Origin of the sequence: Citrobacter sp. R-1.5.2 (genome assembly GCF_035064245.1) — a bacterium.
In the GTDB taxonomy this organism is placed as follows: Bacteria; Pseudomonadota; Gammaproteobacteria; order Enterobacterales; family Enterobacteriaceae; genus Citrobacter.
Window position 1 is genome coordinate 430,480 of sequence record NZ_JASEYC010000003.1, and the last position, 18,997, is coordinate 449,476.

Genomic DNA, 18,997 nt, shown 5'->3' on the forward strand with positions numbered 1-18,997 from the left:
TGCGCCTCGTTATCATCCAAAATTCGCCATGAATATCTCCAGAGAGATAACACGGTTAAATCCTTCACCCGGGGACCAGTTCAATAGTTACTCTACCGATATCTGCGGCTTAAGCCGAGCACCCCTGGCGATGTAAAGTCTACAACGTACTCGAAAACTTACAAGTGTGAACTCCGTCAGGCATATGAAAAAAAAAGGCTTGTATACACAATATTTAACATTTATGGATGATTAATTGTACAGCCACTATCGCGGAAACCGCTTCACACAGGCGTTCTCACAAAAAATGTGTTAAAGCTCAAAGCTGAATTTGAGGGTGAAAAAAAATTCCAGGATAATTCCTAATTTTACTCAATGATACAAATTCGAGTGAATTTTTAGCCCGGAATGGTGTCTCCCCGCAAGTGTCTGAGCGCGTACAGGACGCATGATAAATCCCATTGCGTTTCCCTCATCTGCCGCTTTTACCAGTTCTGCATGTTCATCTTCTGTTAATTCTTCCGTCAGCCAGCCGATAACCACACTGTAATTCCCTGTGCGCAGCGCACGGACCATTGATTCCAGCGTATGGCAGGGAGAGAGTTGGCTAATTTGCATGACTTTCGTCAATGGGAGCCCGGCCGACTGCACCCACTCGCGGCTCAGTTTTTGCTGAGGCGTCAGCCAGAGCTGCCAGCGCGACTGCTGACCTAATTGCTGAAGCAGAGGAAGAAGCAGGAGTTGCGTCATCATGGGCTGGTCCTCGCGATAGACCACTTCACTGATAAGCCCAGCGGTAGTGTGCTCTGACGACACGCGCGCAATTTTGCTTGATGCGGAAGAGAACGACGAAGAACGATTTGCGTAGCCTGAAGTGTACATAATCAATCCAGCCCTGTGAGTTACTGTATGGATATACAGTAACCCTGCTATCACCAAAGATCAACCTTATTTTCTGAAACAGGTTCGCAGTTTTTGGTTGTTGTTATGGGAAAAACAAAATTCATCTTGCCCCTTGCGAATAAGTTGCCTATTTTCGTCATTAACGGATCCGCTACTGCAAATCATTTTATTACGTTATGATTTAAAAGGATTTTTATGAAAAAACTTTCTTATGCAAGGATCTATAAATCACAAGAATATCTGGCGTCATTGGGGACTATTCGTTATCGATCGCTGTTTGGTGGTTATAGCCTGACAGTTGACGACACGGTATTTGCTATGGTCGCCAGTGGCGAGTTATATCTTCGGGCCTGTGAACAGAGCGCGCCGTACTGTGTAAAACATTCCCCTGTCTGGCTGACATTTATAAAACGTGGACGTCCGGTGGTGCTCAATTATTATCAGGTGAACGATACGCTGTGGCAAAACCAGCAACAACTGGTGTCGCTATCACGGTATTCACTGGATGCGGCGTTAAAAGAAAAACAAAGTCGTTTTGCACAGCATCGCCTGCGTGGACTGCCGAACATGACATTTCATCTGGAAACTCTGCTGAATGAAGCAGGTATAAAAGATGAAAGCACATTACGCATGTTGGGGGCAAAAATGTGCTGGTTGAAACTGCGACAGGTTAATCCCGCCCTGACGGTGAAAATACTCTATGCCCTTGAAGGCGCGATTGGGGGGATTCATGAGGCGGCGCTCCCGGCGATTCGTCGCCAGGAGCTTGTGGAGTGGGTGAGTTCTCTTACGCCTGAACCGGTGTACTAGACGGCAATGCGGCAATTTGCTGCTGTAATCGTCTGATTTCTGGTAGTAGTGCTATCAATAGGCCAACTTGCTGTACGACCAGCGGTTCTTTACTGTCCGGGCGTGGTTCAAGATGCTGAATCCGTTGCTTCAGTCCTTCAAGCGCCTGGTATACGCGCTGCTCGTCAGCGGGTTGATGGTGCAGTGCATCATCAACATAGCAAACGGCGTCGTCCAGTAATGCCAGAACGTCCGGGTTAGTTAACTGTTCACGGTGTGCGCCCAGCGCTGAGATATAACTGGTAAAGGTATGGTTGAGGCACAGCAAGCGGAATGCCGTTTCGCGCGTTTGGGCGGTGACATCCGGTTCACTCGACATATTCGACACCACGGATGCCAGCTCCGCATCACGATTATGCGCATCACGGCGTGCAATACGGTATGCCAGACGATTGTCTCGCCCCTGATGATATTGTTCGAGAATGGCGTCAAGGTAACGACAGTTTGCATCGGTCGCCCGTTCAATCACCCGTGGCAGGTTGCGAAAACGCCAGTCTGGCCAGATGAAACTGACGGCTGCCCATGCGATGGCACAACCTATCAGCGTATCGATGACGCGCGGCAGTGCGACTTCAAACCCTTCTCCAAGCAGGTTAAAGCACAGCAATACGAGCAACGTGATAAACATTGTTGCATGCGCGTACTGAACATTGCGGAAAGCGAAAAAGAGCACGCCAGTGATCACCAGCAGTATTAATTGCCCTTCCAGAGATGGGACGAACCACAGGATGGGCAACCCAATCGCTATCCCAACTAATGTGCCGATAATCCTTAACGCCAGACGATGTCGTGTGGCGTTGTAGTTGGGCTGGCAGACAAACAGGCTGGTCAGCAGGATCCAGTAGCCATGGTTCATACCCGTTATCTGGATAATGGCGTACCCGACGCAGAGCACCAGCGACATGCGAACCGCGTGACGAAACAGCGCCGACTCCGGCGTAAAATTGCGACTCAGACGCAGCCAGATATCACTGAATCCATGCGGACTATCATCGGCAAGCTGATTTTCTGACTCATTGCGCGAGAGTACCTGAGCCTGCTCAGACTCAATGGTGGCGAGTTGCGCATCGATAGCCCGCAGATTTGATAGTAAGAATCCCAGCGTATTGAGCAGATCTGCAGGGGCACCGCTTGCACGCATGCGCTCAAGGGCGGCATCGATATGTGTAAAGACGCGCTCAAAGTGTGGATCGTGCTGGTAAGGGGTGCGTAGCAAAATGCAGCGAGACAGTTGTGTACAGGCTTGTCCCTGCATCGACATTAATCGCTGGAAACGAAACATCACATCGCTGTGACGGAAATGGTCGCGTAGCGTCTGGTACTGAATATGTGAGGAACTTGCGCGTTCGTGAATATCCTGTGCGACAAAATAGTAATGCAGTGTGCGGCGGGTTCCTCGCTGTCCACGGTCACCGCGCAGACGGGTCAGTAATGATATTTTTGTTTGGTTCAACGTCGCCATCAGTTGCCCATTGGCCAGCGCTAAGTCATACAAGGGGGCCTGGCTTTCGTCTTCGATGTCGGGATCAAAAAGGCGGGATTTCAGCTCCAGGTAGTGTGCCAGCTGTTCGTAGCTGCGCGCCAGATTGTCCTGCAGTGGACGAATCGGGAACAGAAGGTGACCGATAAGCGTCAGAAGGTTATACCAGATGGCGCCAGCAAGCAGCAGGATCGGTTGCTGGTACCACTGATCGTAAAGTGATGTGCCCAGCATGGTGTAAATGGCGATCAGTAATGCACCAAAAGCGATGGTCGCATAACGCTGACCTAAGCCTCCCAGCAAAATAAAGCCGCTGGTGGAAAGCGTTAATCCAATCGCGAAAAGCCACGGCCAGGGGAAGAGCAATTCGACGGAGGCCGAGGCAATAAAAAAGCAGATCAGTGTAATGATCAAATTGCGCAGACGACCCGCGAGCCGATCGTCCAGATCGGTCAGCGCGGCAGCAACCATACCCAGCGTTAGCGGGATGGTCAGTTTGACGTCACCCAGCCACCACGGCAGCGCCGTAGTACCGCAAAGTGCGATAAAAATTCGCACGTAGTACAGCCAGGTGCTGTTCCAGGTATAGCGTTTAAGCAGTGGACTTAACATAAAGGCCATCAGTTCCGATTATTCAAAGCGACGACGCGCGTTGGCTTCGCGTGCGGCACGGGCAACTTCGACTGAAACCACGCGACGACCAACGGGCCAGAGTGCAATTGCGGCGATTTTAAAGTTCGCAATACCTACCGGAATACCAATAATCGTAATGCACTGGGCAATACCGGAAACAATATGCATCAGGCACAGCCACCAGCCGAAGAAAATCAGCCAGAAAATATTGAGCAGCGTGCCGCCGGTATTCAGAAGCACGTTTTTACCCGCCGGGTTGAGTTCATCAACGTGAATCGCTTCATTACCGTAGGGGAACAGCGACAAGCGTGTGATTTCCCAGCAGGAGCGGGTCAAGGGTAGTGTGAAGATAAGCACGATACTGACTAACGTCGCCAGTAACCAGGCTAAGGTGGTGGCGAATCCTCCAAGCACAAAATTTAAAATATTCAGAACAGTACGCATAAACCCTCGGTTAACTCTGGTTTTCTGTGAATTTGGCAATTGTAACGTTTTTTTGGGCTGGAGCACGTTTTCTCTGGCGGTTACACTGATAAGCAAACCTCTTCGTGTGGATCCGCGTAAGTCTTATGGAACTGAAAGCAACTTCTCTGGGAAAACGTCTGGCGCAACACCCTTACGATCGGGCCGTTATTCTCAATGCCGGCATTAAAGTCTCCGGCGACCGTCATGAGTATCTTATTCCATTCAATCAGTTACTGGCTATCCATTGTAAAAGGGGCCTGGTATGGGGCGAACTGGAATTTGTGCTTTCTGATGATAAAGTTGTACGCCTTCACGGCACTGAATGGGCGGAAACCCAGCGTTTCCATCATCATCTGAGCATGCTCTGGCAACAGTGGAGCCAGGATATGAGTGACGTTGCAGCAGGGGTGCTACAGGAACAGTTGGATGCGATTGCCGCGCGTACAGGGGAAAACAGATGGCTGACGCGGAGCCAAACATCCGGATTGCAACAACAGATCCGCCGTGCTTTTGACGCGTTGCCCCTGCCGGTCAACCGGCTGGAAGAATTTGATCATTGTCGTGAGGCGTTGCATCAGTGCCAGGCGTGGCTGCAGGACATTGAAGCGTGTCGTTTGCAGCATAACCAGGCATATACCGATGCGATGCTGGCGGAGCATACCGAGTTTTTCCAGAAGATTGAGTCCTCACCGCTGAATCCAGCCCAGGCGCGTGCGGTGGTGAATGGCGAGCAGTCGCTATTGGTGCTTGCGGGTGCAGGAAGTGGCAAGACATCCGTTCTGGTTGCGCGTGCGGGCTGGTTGCTGGCGCGGGGAGAAGCGGCTGCTGAACAAATCCTGCTGCTGGCGTTTGGTCGCAAAGCCGCTCAGGAAATGGATGAGCGCATTCGCGAACGGCTGCAGACGCAAGACGTCACCGCACGGACGTTCCATTCACTGGCGTTGCATATTATTCAACAGGGTAGCAAAAAAGTCCCGACAGTCAGCAAACTCGAAAATGATACTGCCGCCAGAAATAAACTGTTTATCGCCACATGGCGTCAGCAGTGCAGCGAGAAAAAAGCACAGGCTAAAGGCTGGCGACAGTGGTTGGAAGAAGAGATGCAGTGGTCCGTGCCAGAAGGCAATTTTTGGGACGATGAAAAATTACAGCGTCGCCTGGCCTCACGGCTGGATCGCTGGGTTAGCCTGATGCGTATGCATGGTGGAGCACAGGCGGAGATGATCGCCAATGCGCCGGAGGCGATCCGCGATCTGTTCAGCAAACGTATAAAGCTGATGGCACCGTTGCTCAAGGCCTGGAAAAGCGCTCTGAAAGAAGAGAATGCCGTCGATTTTTCAGGATTGATCCATCAGGCGATTGTCATTCTGGAGAAAGGGCGCTTTATCAGCCCCTGGAAGTACATCCTGGTTGATGAATTTCAGGATATCTCCCCACAGCGCGCCGCCCTGTTAGCCGCATTGCGCAAGCAAAACTCACAGACCACGCTATTTGCCGTGGGCGATGACTGGCAGGCCATTTACCGTTTCAGTGGTGCACAACTTTCGTTGACTACTGCCTTCCGGCAACACTTTGGTGAGGGCGATCGCTGCGATCTGGATACGACATACCGTTTTAATAGCCGTATTGGCGAGATAGCCAATCGGTTTATCCAACAAAACCCGCATCAGCTTAAGAAACCGCTCAATAGCCTGGCAACTGGCGACAGAAAAGCCGTTACTCTGCTCGATGAAAGTCAGCTGGATGCGCTATTGGATAAGCTATCCGGCTTTGCGAAAGCAGAAGAACGCATACTGGTGCTGGCGCGATATCACCACCTTAAACCTGCCAGTCTTGAGAAAGCAGCGACCCGCTGGCCCAAACTACAGCTGGATTTTATGACTATTCATGCCAGTAAAGGACAGCAGGCGGATTATGTCATTGTCGTTGGGCTTCATGATGGCAACGATGGTTTTCCGGCCCCGGCCCGTGAGTCGATTATGGAAGAGGCATTACTGCCAATGGTCGAGGATTTTCCGGATGCAGAAGAGAGAAGGTTGCTTTACGTGGCCCTTACGCGTGCCCGGCATCGGGTGTGGTTGCTGTTTAATAAAGACGCGCCATCTTGTTTTGTTGATGAACTAAAACAACTGGACGTCCCGGTAGCGAGAAAACCCTGAAGAACAGGCGGCGGCCGCCGCCTGTCTGGCGATTATTTGAGGCGCTCTGCCAGATAACGGGCGTAATCCGGGATCAGTATGTCCGTCGCATCGCTGAAGTTTGGTGACTGGATAATAAAATCGGCGGTAGATACGTTGGTGGCAACCGGAATATTCCAAACTGTGGCCAGGCGCAGAAGGGCTTTAACATCCGGATCATGAGGCACGGCGTTGAGTGGATCCCAGAAGAAGATCAGCACATCAATTTTCCCTTCAGAGATCAGGGCACCGACCTGCTGATCGCCACCCATTGGACCGCTGAGCATGGCGTTGACATCCATACCGGTCGCGCGTTGAATGAGATTTCCTGTCGTGCCTGTCGCATAGAGGACATGCTTTTCTAACAATGGCTGGTGGCGTTCTACCCAGCTCATCAGCATCTGTTTACAGTGATCATGTGCAACCAGCGCAATATGCTTACGCGCCGGTAAAGTGCGAGTCGTCAGTTCCATAGTACAGCTCCCAAGTTAACCTCACTACAGAGTACTGGAAGCTCTTGACGCTGCAAGAGAAAGACAAAAAAAATGCGTAGGTGAACATAAAGGTCACGAGGGCGGCTGTTTCTCTGCCCATTGCAGAAAATTACTTCGTGTTTGCGCATCGGCCTGCCCAAACCAGTATTTCAAACGCTGTTCGGTAAGTGTTTGCGACTGTGGCGGCACCCGATCCAGTTCAGAGACTCCCGAGAGCAATGCGCTGTCATCTGCCATCATAGTGGCAAATTGTGGGAGTGAAGCGTGCTTAGACGATTTGTTATAGCGTTCAGTCTCGAGTTCGTAATCCACGATTTTTGCCGATGAGGTAATCGACAAAATATCCAGCTTGACCGGAATGGGCATGGAATCGCCATCTAATAGTTCCACACGGGGAGCGTCATCGAAATGCGTCGCGTCACGTTCGTTGTTAAGACGGGGGAGATGAAAATTGACCTGACTAACCAACTGAGTATCAAAACTGATGACCAGCGGAGGAGAAATATACAGACGTTCTTCATGGCTGGAGAGACGAATCGTTTTCTCAACGCGAAAGACAAGCTGATGCCGACCATTCTCCAGCTCAATACTGTCGGCACCGCGCAGTAAAGAGCTGGACACCTTTTTTCCGTCCAGCACCAGAAGGTCAATATCATTAGACAGGCGCAAAGAGGTCGCACAAACGGTTACCGGCAAAAGCAGAGCAATCAGGGCTGTCACAATGCCGGTTTTCATAAGGTTCTCCTGTCCAGAAAATGTTCTGCATAAGATGTATCTAAATTTTTCGACAATCATGTTTACTAACATATAGACATATTTTCCAGTTTAGCTCTCATGCGCCAGTATGGGATGAATGGTTGCGACGTCAGGTTTGTCGTACACTTTGCAAAACAGCCTGGAGGAATACGATGAAAGAGACCGATATTGCTGGCATTTTGACATCTACCCGTACGATTGCGCTGGTAGGAGCAAGCGATAAACCCGATCGCCCGAGCTATCGGGTAATGAAGTATTTACTTGATCAGGGTTATCACGTTATCCCCGTGTCTCCTAAGGTTGCCGGGAAGTCGCTGCTGGGGCAGCAGGGCTATGCGACGCTGGCAGACGTACCAGAGAAAGTGGATATGGTGGATGTCTTTAGAAACTCAGAAGCAGCATGGGGAGTCGCACAGGAGGCTATTGCTATTGGCGCGAAGACCTTGTGGATGCAGCTTGGCGTGATTAATGAACAGGCTGCCGTGCTGGCGCGCGATGCGGGCCTGGCGGTAGTAATGGATCGTTGCCCGGCGATTGAAATCCCCAGACTGGGACTGGCGAAGTAAGGTTGTACTGTTGCCGGATGGCGCATTGTATATCCGGCCTACAACGGTGTTTGTCGTAGGCCGGAGAAATGTTGTCAGTTGCGCAGGCGTGGGGCCTGGAGCTGTTTACGGATTGTCCGTGCCAGTTCATCCATCGACGGTTGCTCTGGATGTTCTTCTTGTAGCTCACTACTCAACTGTGCTTCAGCCAGATACGTATGTACTGGCAGGCCATTATCGTCTTCCATCACCACGTGATACCAGGGAGCGGCGCGAAGTTCGTCGTTTACCGCCAACTCATCAGGTGACGGGTCATCAAGCGAATATTCCGGGTCGATATCCACGACCACTCCGAGGTAACCTAACAGGGAATGGCGGACCTGCTGGCCGATACCGAATTTGCTGGCAATCATAGTCACCTCCCGGGAAATAGATACCCTCTATGTAAGGGTAATATTCCACTTTTCAAGTTACATGATGCGACAGGCAAACCCTTTCAGATACAGCCCTTCCGGGTAGGTAGCGATCACAGGGTGATCGGCGGCCTGACGGAACTGCTCTATAAATTGTACATCACGCCCGGCATCTATTGCGGCATCGGCGATGATTTTCTGAAATAAATCGGTGGTCATCAATCCGGAGCAGGAGAATGTCAGCAGTACGCCCCCCGGATTCAGCAATTGAATTGCCAGCATATTGATGTCTTTATAGCCACGGCAGGCACCCATCAACTGGCTTTTGTTTTCGACAAACTTCGGCGGGTCCATCACGATAACATCAAATTTCTCACCACGATCGCGATAGGCGCGCAGCAACTTGAACACGTCATCACGCACAAACTCGGCTTTGCTCAGATCCAGCTTGTTCAGCTCTACGTTCTGGCGGGCGATATCGAGAGCTTCCTGGGAAGTATCAACGCTGACGACCTGGCGGCAGCCGCCCATTAATGCAGAGACGGCGAATCCACCGGTATAGGAGAAACAGTTCAATACGCGCTGATTTTCCACATAACGACGCGTGGCCAGGCGGCTGTCACGCTGATCGAGGTAATAACCGGTTTTATGTCCGTGCTGAATATCAACCAGCAGTTTCATCCCGTGCTCTTCAATCGGCAGCAGTGCTGGCGGCAGTTCACCCGTGACGGGGCCCTGAGTCAGTTCCATGCCTTCTTTTTTACGCACGGCAACATCGCTACGGTCATAAATAGCGCACTCCGGGAAGACAATCTGCAGGGCGCTAATCAATGCGGCACGTTGATACTCGGCACCTGCACTGAGAAGTTGCAGCACCAGAAAGTTACCGAAACGGTCAATGGTGATGCCCGGCAGGCCATCAGACTCCCCGGCAATCAGTCGATAGCTGTCCAGCCCGTCCTTTTTCGCCAGCCAGTCTCGCCACTTCTGCGCTTGTTGCAAACGGCGGGTAAAGAAATCAATATCGATGGATTCAGACTTGTCAAATGTCCAGACGCGTGCACGGATCTGCGACGCGGGTGAGTACGCGCCGCGTGCTAACCATTTACCCTGATGGTCAACAATATCGATGGTCTCACCGAGGTTGGCTTTACCTTCCATACGTGCGACGGCACCGGAAAATACCCACGGATGGCGGCGCAGTAATGATTTTTCGCGCCCTTTGGCTAACACTAAACGTACACTCATAATTTACTATTCTGTCAATTCAAAGAAATGGGCGCCATTGTCCTGAGTTTTACGTGTATTTGCAACGCGCACCGCGATGATAAGGAGAACCGCAATGTCGAAAGTCTGCATAATCGCCTGGGTCTATGGCCGGGTTCAGGGGGTAGGATTTCGCTATACCACCCAGCATGAAGCACAACGGCTGGGATTGACTGGCTACGCGAAGAATATGGATGACGGCAGCGTAGAGGTTGTCGCCTGCGGTGAAAGCGACCGGGTAGAACAGCTGATGAAGTGGTTAAAAGCCGGGGGCCCGCGTAGCGCCAGGGTAGACAGAGTTCTCAGCGAACCGCATCGGCCTGGCGAAGAGTTAACGGGATTTAGTATCCGCTATTAAATACATTTCACCGGTTTCGGCAGACCGGCAATTTTGGTTGCCTGCTTGGCCGGACCTTTCGGGAACAGGCGGTAGAGATAACGGCTGTTGCCTTTCTCTTCGCCAAATTTGTTGGCCATCGCTTTGACCAGCATACGAATAGCGGGAGAGGTATTAAATTCCAGATAAAACTCGCGTACAAAGCGCACCACTTCCCAGTGTTCCGCGGAGAGCGTAATGCCTTCGTTTTCAGCAATGGCAACTGCCAGCGGCTCGCTCCATTCGGTTGTGTCTTTTAAATAGCCTTCGCTATCAGTACTGATTTCTTTACCTTCAAAGATCAACATAATTCTTCACTGCGTTAGTCAAACTGGTGGCAGTTTACCAAAAAAGAAAGCCCCGCATAAGCGGGGCTGGATAATGCGTGTGGACATCTTAATCGCGGCTGGCGAAGCCCAGAATGCTCAGCAGGCTGACGAAGATGTTGTACAGCGATACATACAGGCTGACGGTTGCACGGATGTAGTTGGTTTCACCACCACGGATGATGTTGCTGGTTTCAAACAGGATGGCACCTGAAGAAATCAGGATAAACACCGCGCTAATCGCCAGATGCAGCGCTGGCAGTTGCAGGAAAATATTCGCAACCATACCAATCAGCACTACCACGATACCTGCCATCAGCATACCGCCGAGGAAGGACATGTCTTTACGCGTGGTCAGAACATACGCAGAACAGCTGAAGAAGACCAGCGCCGTACCACCCAGTGCCATACCGATCACGTCACCCATACCTGCTGACAGGTAAGTGTTCAGAATCGGTCCCAGGATGTAACCCAGGAAACCGGTGAAAGCGAAAGCAGACAGAATACCTACTGGTTTATCTGCCGTTTTGTAGGTCAGGAACATCAGACCATACATACCAACCAGCGTCAGAATCAGACCCGGAGACGGCAGCATCAGTACCGTACTGGCTGTTGCGGTGATCGCTGAAAACGCCAGCGTCAGGCTGAGCAGGAAATAGGTATTACGCAGCACCTTATGCGTGCTGAGTAGCGATGTACGATCGCGCGAAGAACTAATAATACGATCCATGAGTCACTCTCTTATGACAGATGTAATTAATGATGGAGGATAATGAAATCACCGGTAACGACCCAGCGGTTTTACCCATCTTTACGCATTTTAACCCGCCGGGCTTAAGCATATTATTTCAGCAAAAGCATCTGGATTAGATGTTACCACTGTTTATGCAAAAATGTCAGATCGATATCTGATAGGTAACTGAAAAATATTGCGTTATTCCCTACATGCCTTTAAGAGTGACAGCGGTGTCAACATAAAACAGAGCAATAAGGTAAAGGGAATGACTCAACATAAATCGAAGGTATTTACATTTACGCTGTTGGCTGTCTGTTTGATGTCTATCAACGGTGTGGCGAGCGCTGCGACAGTTCCCGCGGGCACAGAATTGGCAGCTCAACAGGAACTGGTCAGAAATAACGGCAGTGAGCCAGCCTCACTGGATCCGCATAAAGTTGAAAGCAACGTTGAGTTTAATTTAATCAGCGATATGTTCGATGGACTGGTGGCCGTAAACCTGGATGGCACTATTGCGCCCCGGCTTGCTGCCTCCTGGGAGAATAAAGATAACACTGTCTGGACCTTTCATTTACGTCCGGGCATAACCTGGTCAGATGGATCGGCTATTACTGCACAGGATGTCGTCTGGAGCTGGCAGCGACTGGTTTCACCGCAAACTACTTCACCCTATGCCTCTTATCTGGGCAATATGCATGTCGCAAATGCGGTTGATATTGCTCAGGGGAAAAAAGATCCCACTACGCTTGGGGTCAAAGCGCTGAATGACACTACGCTGGAAATTACCTTGACGCAGCCGACAGCGGCATTTTTAGCGATGCTGGCGCACCCATCACTGGTCCCGCTGGATAAAGTACTGATTGGCCGCTTTGGCGATAAGTGGACTCGTCCGGAGCACTTTGTCAGCAGTGGTGCGTATAAGTTGTCGCAGTGGGTCGTCAACGAGCGGATTGTTGCCGTGCGCAACCCGCATTACTGGGACGATCAGCATACGGTCATTAATAAAGTGACGTATTTGCCCATCAGTTCAGAGGCCGCAGACGTTAACCGTTACAAAGCCGGGGAAATCGATATTGTTTTTAGTGTTCCGGTCAATCAGTTCGCTCAATTGAAAAAGACGATGGGTGATGAACTCCATGTCTCACCACAGCTTTCAACCTATTATTATCAGTTTAATACCACGCGTGCGCCGTTTAACGACCCGCGCGTGCGTCGGGCGTTGAATATGGCGCTGGATAAAGACATCATCGCACAAAAGGTGATGGGGCAGGGACAACGTGCGGCGTGGGTTATCAGCCAGCCTGAAATTGGCGGGGTAAAATTACATGCGCCGGACTACGCATCATGGCCACTCGACAAACGCATTGCTGAGGCAAAAAAACTGCTGGCGGAAGCGGGGTACGGTCCTGAGCATCCGCTTACCTTAAATCTGCTCTACAACACCTTCGAAACGCATCAGCGAATCGCGATTGCCGCCTCGTCAATGTGGAAGAAAAATCTTGGCGTTGAGGCAAAGCTGCAGAACCAGGAATGGAAAACTATGCTGGATACCATGCACACCGGCAATTTTGACGTCGTACGTTATGCATGGATAGCGGATTACGACGATGCATCGAGTTTCCTCAACATTTTCCGCACAGGCGATAGTGAAAACACCACCCGATACAGTAATCCAGCCTACGATGAAGCGATGCGTAATGCGGCGAAAGCCCGTTCTTTGCCAGAACGTGGGAAATATTACCAGCAGGCGGAAGACGAGTTAGGCGAGGATGTACCCGCTATTCCGGTTTACCACTATGTCCGCACACACCTGGTAAAGCCGTGGGTAGGCGGATTTGCACCGGATAACCGCGGGAATTACTTCACCAAAGATATGTACATCAAAAAACATTAAACAGCAGCATCCCGGATTTGTGCTGAATAAACGGTCAATTTGTTGTTATTTAAGTCGATTAACAACATTTTGGCTGTTTTTCAGGCAAACGAACACATTGGTGCTTTACAGGTCCGTTCGGGATGTTTATAGTGCGCCTCATTGGAAGCGTGGCCGAGCGGTTGAAGGCACCGGTCTTGAAAACCGGCGACCCGAAAGGGTTCTAGAGTTCGAATCTCTACGCTTCCGCCAATTTCTTAACAAAATCAACAGCTTAGGTATTAGTTCTGATTTTGTACTGCATAAAGTATTGCATTAAAAGCCCGTGTAAACGGGCTTTTTTTGTATCTAAAATCCCTGTTTTTCATCAAAAAACTTATCCAGTCTTCATCCCTTCCTATACAACTAAATCCTTTAAAAGCAGTAATCCGAGAGAGGAAGCCTCTGGAAATTTAGTGATCGATGGATGATTTCACACCAATCTTAAGAACCTACCAGCAATAAGCTCAGCTGAACTACGCCATTACTGGACAACCTATTGTTCTGTCAGTTAAAACAACTAAAAATGGTAAAATGGACAGCACAGCAATGAAACGAAGCGAACTCAGGAAAGTATTGGAAGAATGGTTTGACGTTGAACGGTATGAAGCGATAAAGAAACTCACCCTACAGCAATTTTATGTTGAGGTTGAGCGGCGTATCTTGGCCTACAAGATGTTGCTGAGAAGGGATACGTTACCGCCTTTGAACAGATTCTTATTGGATGATTACCGCTATAAGATCCTAAGAGGAGAAATTTTGTTTAGCGGCGACACGTCCACGCAAGGACATGGGCTTGCCAGAACTTACGCAGTGGTCCCCGTAACCCGGAGCAACGCACAATTATATGCGAAAAGTTTAACACTGATTGGAACACATCCTGAAACATCCCAGATAAGTCAGTCTGAATACATGTCGGAGTACCTGAAGGAATCCGGTATCAAAAGTCTGTCCTCAGTTACTGTCGATATATTCCTGCAAGAGGCTTCAACCGAAGACATCATCGAACACCTGAAAGTGCTCATACCCCAATGGAAAAAACAGCTAAAAATGAACGATCCGGGTGTTCGGAAGTATCGTTTTGGCAAAAGCACGTTGAGAAAAATCATCGACTATCGACTCATCCCGATGATGGATCTCATTTTTTGGGGAGCAGATAATAATGACACCAAAATCTCACTTTCACTGATGTCATCGCTGCTGCATGAGAACAGCGAGAAGGATAGGGATGAGGGAATGCTTAAGGTGACTGACTATCCGCTGGCAATGGCGTTGCTGACAGACGAGAACTATCTGAAATCGTTTGAAGATTACATGATGGAAAACAATGTCTTAAAAGACACAAAGATTGTAGATCACGTCAAAGACGAGAAGAAGACGAAAGAAGACAAGTAAAAAAGGGTTACGTTCGCCGTGAGCGAACGTGATCACATCCATCCTCAACCATTTTTTTTCTGTTCACATACCCCCATTTTTTTTGAAAAACTCTTTTGCCAACATCCCTAAAACGCCATAAGCGAATTCGCTATTATTGTCCTCGTTGAAACAACAGAGGAAAAAACAAATGAGAAATGAAATCGCAGGTAAAAGATTAATCCGTGTTCCAGAAGTTCTGAGAAGAGTCGGATTTAGTCGAACCACAATGTATGAGCTTATCAAGGAAGGACGATTCCCGGATAAGGTAATCATAGGGGCAAGATCTGTAGCCTTTGTGGAAAGTGAGATTGATGCATGGATTGAAAATACTATTTCCGATTCACGCAGAAATAATAAATAACATAAAAGAGGAAGCGAAAATGAAAGTGCAAAAAATAGAAATAAATGTTAGCAATGATGATACAAAATACTTTGTTCTGAAAAGCGGGGAAGACTATGACTACTATTTGCGATGTATGCATGAGTATATGGGGGAAAGATTCTATCATAACCTTGAAGACGATGGTTATATGGAGTGTGTTTTAAAATCAATAATAGAGAATGGTAAGAAAGATTTTAATGAGTTCTTGAAAAAACATAAATATAAAGCATCGATTAAAAACGTATATTTTGATGAAGTGCTTGTCAACCTGAGGCAGATACATCATGTGATGAGTCACTATATTTTACATACATAATCGCTGTCGTCATCTATTCGGCCCCGCAAGGGGCTAATATAAAACGAAATGAATAAAATAAGCATTTAATTATGAGGGTATAAGTATGTCTAAAGAAACTGTTATTGAAAATAAATCAACAGAACTGTTTTATGATCTTGCTTGTAGATCGTTTACAGCAAGCTGGAATCTGTTCATGGAAGTTAATGGCGATGGAGATGCCAATGACTATCTGGATGATCCTGATTTTATGAGTCCCTTTATTATTTATGTGATTGACCATATTCAGAATAACTTTGAGAGATTTACCACGCAAGAGGGAAACTGTGGTGATATTAATCAGGTCAACTTTGAACAAGTAGCAGCCTTGCTGGTAGGGTATTCAGAAAACTTTAGAAAGTAAGAACTAATCTTGCCCCGAAAGGGGCTAACTATAAAAAAAGGAAAAACAGATGAATAATGATATGACAGTAATCGTAAGTATGTTATGTGAGAAAACACCTAAAGTGATGAACCTTATCCAAGAGAGCTTGGATATATTTATCGCATTAAGAGGAAGCTCCGTCGAAGAAATCATGAATGATAAGACCTTGTTAGATGATTTAAATCGTTATGTAAATGAGACACTGTATGATGAGTTAGATCTGGAATATGGTTCTGTTATCATCAATATCGTTTATAACAACTAATTATTTTTAATAACTATCAACATAACAAAAGGATTAAAGATGAAAGAGATTATATTGAACAGCTATGATAAAACAAAAAATGAACTCATTGCTAACATCTTACAAGGGTTCTGTGATGAGATATATGCTATTTACGAAAAAGATCCTGAAACAGCAATCTCGATTTTGAGTTGGGGGAAATATTCAGAAGTTATTTATGATGTATTGATAACTCGTGAGATAATGAAATACTCTATTAAAAATAATACATATGATATCGATAAAAATGATTTGAAGGAAGAGATTTTACATTGGCATCTGGAGCATATCATTGAACTCGCGTTTAAGAATATAAATCAGGATGAAAATCAAGACCCTGTTTATTGGAAGTTAAAAATGACAGTGATGTGATATTAAAATATGAAGAATATTCCCTCGTGTAGAGGGAAATAATTCTGTAATGAAGCGGAGATAACCAATATGATTGATGAATTCCATGTTATGTATATGTATAAAAAAATCCAAGCTGAAGCTGCGACGACAGATATGAAAACACTGGAACAGTTTTTGAAAAAGTTCCGCCAAGTAGTTGCGGAGCGGCGGGAAGAATACTATCAGGAGATTGGTGAGAAAAAAGCGCAGAAATTGAGGGTCAAGAGATTACAACAGTTGCTTGAGAAAATGGAGCGTGACCGTGTATCGCCGGAATGCTTATTCAAATAATGATAGCCCGGACACGAAATGTGAACGAACATACAGGGTAAACTGATAACAGCAATTGTAATTACTCGACTGGTGAAGGTATTGTTAGTTTGTCTAAAGCATACAGGGGTGTTGAACTGATGTGATAGTTGCCATCTGGCAAAGTAGTGCCTGATAGCCTTTCTACTTCCTCAGTGGAGATAACTGAGTGAGGTTTTGGGCAGACCATTCCATTGCTAAGCTGGCTTTTCATGTTGAGAAGGGTTCTGATGAAATTAGAGAGGACTTGCATGGATTTTGAAGAGAAAAAAGAACGAGCCATTTCCATTATGAAAAGCAAGAAAATGTGGAGCAGTAACTATGCTCCCCCTCTGTTACGCATTGCATGGAAAATGGGTATCAGGATACCTCCGTTGCCTTTCGCTCGATTCTGGCAAGTCGCTTTGTTGATGGGGATACCGATTGGCTCTGTCTGGGGAATACTGATGTGGTTTTTTACATGGAAGGAATCGGGGATGGATCCAACAGATGCTATTGCTAGAAGTTTGCTATTTGACGTTTGGATGGGGATTTCTATGGCGTTGTACCATTGGTGGAGAAGGATAGCCAATAATCTTCCAGACTGGGATGGCCTCAAGTAAAACTGACACTAAGATAAGCTGCATCCAACAGGGCCGAAGCAGAAAGTGATGGAAAGATGTCGTGGTGTTAGCTCCCAGATCTAGGCATATGCTTGTGATAATTCAAAAGCATGATTCTGTGAGAAAATTATGGTCATGCAGGCCTGATGAAAATTGAACTGACAACAAAAAACAACACTCGAAGAGCTACAGCCGTGTAGCCGCAATCATCATGCTCATTACAGATACGCGTTCTTACGAACGCAGCTCAACTGCTATGATCACTTAGTCACAACGTATTAATAAAAAAAGGACCCACGGGGGTCCTGTAAAAGGATGATAATTTTGTAGTTGTGAGAAATACAAGATAACTATAACAGCGGAAGGAACGGATAAAAACAACGAAAAGTATGCAATTATGTACATTTATGGCGGGGGCATGCCGTAGGCTACTGCGGGGATGTTGTAGGGAATTACTATTTGACAATAAACATCATAATAAAACCGCCAAAAAAATTGACGGTTTTATTGAGGTTAGATCGCAAAGTCTTCCAGTGTTCTACCTGCTTCAATAGCAGCAGCGATCGCTTTAGGAGTACGGCCTTGACCCGTCCAAGTCTGCTCATTACCGTTTTCATCTGTATATTTGTATTTAGCGGGGCGAGGAGCACGAGTCGATTTAGCTTTAGGCTGAGATGAGCCAACAGCAGCAAGGAGTTCTGCCGGATCAATGCCATCTTCTAACAGTTTCTGACGGAAGGCTTCAAGCTTAGCCTGACGTTCTTCTTGTTCTTTACGGACGGCACTTTCTTCCTCACGACGATCTTCAACGACAGCAGAGAGTTTTTCCAGCATCTCTTCCAGAGTTGCCAGATCTGTTTCACGAGCATGTGCGCGAAGTGTACGAATATTGTTCAGTGCCTTGAGAGCTTCACTCATAGTATGTTATCCGATGTTTTAAAAGGGGGCGATTAATAAAAATAATGTATGCGGTGTTGTTGAACAATCAAAAGCATACCTGTTATTAAATAATATAGTAAATATTGTCGGTTAAGCAATCTTAAAACATCCCATTTGACACGCATAACATAGGGTAGTTCTTTAAAGATACATTTTTCTGCGCTTTTGGCTTGATGGCTCGAACTCTGACGAGATATGAGAGAGTTGCCCAAGGCTTTGTTCAATTGAACGCTGGAACTCAACAGCAGCTTCTGTACGCTGTTTTATGACTAAGGCAATTATTTCTTCATCGCTCTTTTCTGAAATGGCCTTACGGTATAATACACGTTCGTTAAACAGATCAAGATTACCTGATGATCTTGCTGATGTGTTAGCTTTTGAACTGCTGATGGGATTTAACTCGTCAATAAAGTATTCAATAAGAGATTCTCTCTTTTTTTCCAGCCTGCGAAGTTCAGTATGTGCAGATTTAAACTTTTGGGCTTTAATCAAAGGAACATCATCGGAGCGTAGCCTACGGTATTCATTCCTGTATTCTTCTATCGAAATATGATTTTTTAGTTCTTTGACTGTCTCTAAATACTAGATTAAATCACTGTTGTCTGTTTTTACTTTTCTCATAGGAATACCTCGTTAATAAATAG

General features: G+C 47.3%; 23 protein-coding genes, 1 tRNA gene and 1 pseudogene. 14 read left to right on the top strand and 11 right to left on the bottom strand.

What is annotated here, in order from left to right:
* Positions 1-351: 351 nt before the first annotated feature.
* Entirely contained in the window at positions 352-861 is a 510-nt protein-coding gene (gene sulA / locus QMN38_RS08915; RefSeq protein ID WP_271442103.1) for an SOS-induced cell division inhibitor SulA, read from the bottom strand.
* A gap of 216 nt (positions 862-1,077) precedes the next feature.
* Here sulA and QMN38_RS08920 point away from each other — a divergent pair, with 216 nt between their 5' ends.
* A complete protein-coding gene (locus QMN38_RS08920) occupies positions 1,078-1,692 on the top strand; it encodes a TfoX/Sxy family DNA transformation protein (RefSeq protein WP_271449335.1) in 615 nt (204 codons plus the stop codon).
* Here QMN38_RS08920 and yccS read toward each other — a convergent pair.
* Positions 1,670-3,823 carry a YccS family putative transporter gene (gene yccS / locus QMN38_RS08925; RefSeq protein ID WP_137382853.1) on the bottom strand — a complete coding sequence of 718 codons (2,154 nt, stop codon included), beginning with the start codon at positions 3,821-3,823 and terminating at the stop codon, positions 1,670-1,672. The genes QMN38_RS08920 and yccS overlap by 23 nt on opposite strands.
* An 18-nt stretch (positions 3,824-3,841) precedes the next feature.
* Positions 3,842-4,288, bottom strand: coding sequence for a YccF domain-containing protein (locus tag QMN38_RS08930; protein WP_005123514.1), 447 nt, complete (start codon positions 4,286-4,288; stop codon positions 3,842-3,844).
* Between the two features lie 125 nt (positions 4,289-4,413).
* Here QMN38_RS08930 and helD point away from each other — a divergent pair, with 125 nt between their 5' ends.
* Entirely contained in the window at positions 4,414-6,468 is a 2,055-nt protein-coding gene (gene helD / locus QMN38_RS08935; protein ID WP_323604858.1) for a DNA helicase IV, read from the top strand.
* A 32-nt stretch (positions 6,469-6,500) separates the two neighbouring features.
* Here helD and mgsA read toward each other — a convergent pair whose 3' ends face one another.
* Positions 6,501-6,959 carry a methylglyoxal synthase gene (gene mgsA / locus QMN38_RS08940; protein WP_137382855.1) on the bottom strand — a complete coding sequence of 153 codons (459 nt, stop codon included), beginning with the start codon at positions 6,957-6,959 and terminating at the stop codon, positions 6,501-6,503.
* A gap of 93 nt (positions 6,960-7,052) precedes the next feature.
* Complete coding sequence (gene csgI, locus QMN38_RS08945; protein ID WP_271442099.1) at positions 7,053-7,715, bottom strand: curli synthesis inhibitor; 663 nt, start codon at positions 7,713-7,715, stop codon at positions 7,053-7,055.
* Between the two features lie 173 nt (positions 7,716-7,888).
* Here csgI and QMN38_RS08950 point away from each other — a divergent pair, with 173 nt between their 5' ends.
* Entirely contained in the window at positions 7,889-8,302 is a 414-nt protein-coding gene (locus tag QMN38_RS08950) for a CoA-binding protein (RefSeq protein WP_271454877.1), read from the top strand.
* A gap of 74 nt (positions 8,303-8,376) precedes the next feature.
* Here QMN38_RS08950 and hspQ read toward each other — a convergent pair whose 3' ends face one another.
* Together hspQ and rlmI are read right to left on the bottom strand one after the other, a co-directional pair.
* Positions 8,377-8,694, bottom strand: coding sequence for a heat shock protein HspQ (hspQ, locus tag QMN38_RS08955; protein ID WP_005123508.1), 318 nt, complete (start codon positions 8,692-8,694; stop codon positions 8,377-8,379).
* A 57-nt stretch (positions 8,695-8,751) separates the two neighbouring features.
* Entirely contained in the window at positions 8,752-9,942 is a 1,191-nt protein-coding gene (gene rlmI / locus QMN38_RS08960) for a 23S rRNA (cytosine(1962)-C(5))-methyltransferase RlmI (RefSeq protein WP_137382857.1), read from the bottom strand.
* Positions 9,943-10,036: 94 nt separating this feature from the next.
* Here rlmI and yccX point away from each other — a divergent pair, with 94 nt between their 5' ends.
* Positions 10,037-10,318, top strand: a complete 282-nt coding sequence (gene yccX / locus QMN38_RS08965; protein ID WP_137382858.1) for an acylphosphatase — start codon at positions 10,037-10,039, stop codon at positions 10,316-10,318.
* Here yccX and tusE read toward each other — a convergent pair.
* Both tusE and yccA read right to left on the bottom strand, forming a co-directional pair.
* Positions 10,315-10,644, bottom strand: coding sequence for a sulfurtransferase TusE (gene tusE / locus QMN38_RS08970; protein WP_005123506.1), 330 nt, complete (start codon positions 10,642-10,644; stop codon positions 10,315-10,317). The genes yccX and tusE overlap by 4 nt on opposite strands.
* An 88-nt stretch (positions 10,645-10,732) precedes the next feature.
* Complete coding sequence (yccA, locus tag QMN38_RS08975; protein WP_003035917.1) at positions 10,733-11,392, bottom strand: FtsH protease modulator YccA; 660 nt, start codon at positions 11,390-11,392, stop codon at positions 10,733-10,735.
* 271 nt (positions 11,393-11,663) lie between these two features.
* Here yccA and QMN38_RS08980 point away from each other — a divergent pair, with 271 nt between their 5' ends.
* From QMN38_RS08980 to QMN38_RS09025, 10 genes are all read left to right on the top strand, one after another.
* Entirely contained in the window at positions 11,664-13,292 is a 1,629-nt protein-coding gene (locus tag QMN38_RS08980) for an ABC transporter substrate-binding protein (RefSeq protein WP_323604859.1), read from the top strand.
* Positions 13,293-13,435: 143 nt separating this feature from the next.
* Positions 13,436-13,523, top strand: a tRNA-Ser gene (locus QMN38_RS08985).
* 336 nt (positions 13,524-13,859) lie between these two features.
* Positions 13,860-14,705 carry a DUF6387 family protein gene (locus QMN38_RS08990; RefSeq protein WP_124021692.1) on the top strand — a complete coding sequence of 282 codons (846 nt, stop codon included), beginning with the start codon at positions 13,860-13,862 and terminating at the stop codon, positions 14,703-14,705.
* Between the two features lie 169 nt (positions 14,706-14,874).
* Positions 14,875-15,087, top strand: coding sequence for a helix-turn-helix transcriptional regulator (locus tag QMN38_RS08995; RefSeq protein ID WP_023302112.1), 213 nt, complete (start codon positions 14,875-14,877; stop codon positions 15,085-15,087).
* 19 nt (positions 15,088-15,106) lie between these two features.
* Complete coding sequence (locus QMN38_RS09000) at positions 15,107-15,424, top strand: hypothetical protein (RefSeq protein ID WP_124021545.1); 318 nt, start codon at positions 15,107-15,109, stop codon at positions 15,422-15,424.
* Between the two features lie 85 nt (positions 15,425-15,509).
* On the top strand, positions 15,510-15,806 hold the full coding sequence (locus QMN38_RS09005; RefSeq protein WP_016243654.1) for a hypothetical protein: 297 nt from the start codon (positions 15,510-15,512) through the stop codon (positions 15,804-15,806).
* Between the two features lie 49 nt (positions 15,807-15,855).
* The gene (locus QMN38_RS09010) at positions 15,856-16,092 is read left to right on the top strand and encodes a hypothetical protein (RefSeq protein ID WP_123268211.1); all 237 of its coding nucleotides are present in this window, start codon (positions 15,856-15,858) and stop codon (positions 16,090-16,092) included.
* Between the two features lie 39 nt (positions 16,093-16,131).
* Positions 16,132-16,482: a hypothetical protein gene (locus QMN38_RS09015; RefSeq protein ID WP_123268210.1), complete on the top strand. Its 351-nt coding sequence runs from the start codon at positions 16,132-16,134 to the stop codon at positions 16,480-16,482.
* A 69-nt stretch (positions 16,483-16,551) separates the two neighbouring features.
* Positions 16,552-16,794 carry an H-NS family histone-like protein gene (locus tag QMN38_RS09020; RefSeq protein ID WP_123268209.1) on the top strand — a complete coding sequence of 81 codons (243 nt, stop codon included), beginning with the start codon at positions 16,552-16,554 and terminating at the stop codon, positions 16,792-16,794.
* A 269-nt stretch (positions 16,795-17,063) separates the two neighbouring features.
* The gene (locus QMN38_RS09025) at positions 17,064-17,414 is read left to right on the top strand and encodes a DUF6404 family protein (RefSeq protein ID WP_123268515.1); all 351 of its coding nucleotides are present in this window, start codon (positions 17,064-17,066) and stop codon (positions 17,412-17,414) included.
* Between the two features lie 513 nt (positions 17,415-17,927).
* Here QMN38_RS09025 and QMN38_RS09030 read toward each other — a convergent pair.
* Complete coding sequence (locus QMN38_RS09030; protein ID WP_123268208.1) at positions 17,928-18,332, bottom strand: H-NS family histone-like protein; 405 nt, start codon at positions 18,330-18,332, stop codon at positions 17,928-17,930.
* A gap of 162 nt (positions 18,333-18,494) precedes the next feature.
* Positions 18,495-18,974, bottom strand: a pseudogene (locus QMN38_RS09035) (DUF4756 family protein).
* Between the last annotated feature and the right edge of the window lie 23 nt (positions 18,975-18,997).

Excerpts from the sequence above, each read along its gene's own strand:
- QMN38_RS09015 (WP_123268210.1), top strand. The coding sequence starts at position 16,132 with ATGAAAGAGATTATATTGAACAGCTATGATAAAACAAAAAATGAACTC.
- yccA (WP_003035917.1), bottom strand. The coding sequence starts at position 11,392 with ATGGATCGTATTATTAGTTCTTCGCGCGATCGTACATCGCTACTCAGC.
- csgI (WP_271442099.1), bottom strand. The coding sequence starts at position 7,715 with ATGAAAACCGGCATTGTGACAGCCCTGATTGCTCTGCTTTTGCCGGTA.
- QMN38_RS08995 (WP_023302112.1), top strand. The coding sequence starts at position 14,875 with ATGAGAAATGAAATCGCAGGTAAAAGATTAATCCGTGTTCCAGAAGTT.
- hspQ (WP_005123508.1), bottom strand. The coding sequence starts at position 8,694 with ATGATTGCCAGCAAATTCGGTATCGGCCAGCAGGTCCGCCATTCCCTG.
- helD (WP_323604858.1), top strand. The coding sequence starts at position 4,414 with ATGGAACTGAAAGCAACTTCTCTGGGAAAACGTCTGGCGCAACACCCT.
- mgsA (WP_137382855.1), bottom strand. The coding sequence starts at position 6,959 with ATGGAACTGACGACTCGCACTTTACCGGCGCGTAAGCATATTGCGCTG.
- QMN38_RS09005 (WP_016243654.1), top strand. The coding sequence starts at position 15,510 with ATGTCTAAAGAAACTGTTATTGAAAATAAATCAACAGAACTGTTTTAT.
- QMN38_RS08980 (WP_323604859.1), top strand. The coding sequence starts at position 11,664 with ATGACTCAACATAAATCGAAGGTATTTACATTTACGCTGTTGGCTGTC.
- yccS (WP_137382853.1), bottom strand. The coding sequence starts at position 3,823 with ATGTTAAGTCCACTGCTTAAACGCTATACCTGGAACAGCACCTGGCTG.
- QMN38_RS08930 (WP_005123514.1), bottom strand. The coding sequence starts at position 4,288 with ATGCGTACTGTTCTGAATATTTTAAATTTTGTGCTTGGAGGATTCGCC.
- tusE (WP_005123506.1), bottom strand. The coding sequence starts at position 10,644 with ATGTTGATCTTTGAAGGTAAAGAAATCAGTACTGATAGCGAAGGCTAT.
- sulA (WP_271442103.1), bottom strand. The coding sequence starts at position 861 with ATGTACACTTCAGGCTACGCAAATCGTTCTTCGTCGTTCTCTTCCGCA.
- QMN38_RS09025 (WP_123268515.1), top strand. The coding sequence starts at position 17,064 with ATGGATTTTGAAGAGAAAAAAGAACGAGCCATTTCCATTATGAAAAGC.
- QMN38_RS08920 (WP_271449335.1), top strand. The coding sequence starts at position 1,078 with ATGAAAAAACTTTCTTATGCAAGGATCTATAAATCACAAGAATATCTG.
- QMN38_RS09030 (WP_123268208.1), bottom strand. The coding sequence starts at position 18,332 with ATGAGTGAAGCTCTCAAGGCACTGAACAATATTCGTACACTTCGCGCA.
- QMN38_RS08990 (WP_124021692.1), top strand. The coding sequence starts at position 13,860 with ATGAAACGAAGCGAACTCAGGAAAGTATTGGAAGAATGGTTTGACGTT.
- QMN38_RS09020 (WP_123268209.1), top strand. The coding sequence starts at position 16,552 with ATGATTGATGAATTCCATGTTATGTATATGTATAAAAAAATCCAAGCT.
- QMN38_RS09000 (WP_124021545.1), top strand. The coding sequence starts at position 15,107 with ATGAAAGTGCAAAAAATAGAAATAAATGTTAGCAATGATGATACAAAA.
- yccX (WP_137382858.1), top strand. The coding sequence starts at position 10,037 with ATGTCGAAAGTCTGCATAATCGCCTGGGTCTATGGCCGGGTTCAGGGG.
- QMN38_RS08950 (WP_271454877.1), top strand. The coding sequence starts at position 7,889 with ATGAAAGAGACCGATATTGCTGGCATTTTGACATCTACCCGTACGATT.
- rlmI (WP_137382857.1), bottom strand. The coding sequence starts at position 9,942 with ATGAGTGTACGTTTAGTGTTAGCCAAAGGGCGCGAAAAATCATTACTG.
- QMN38_RS09010 (WP_123268211.1), top strand. The coding sequence starts at position 15,856 with ATGAATAATGATATGACAGTAATCGTAAGTATGTTATGTGAGAAAACA.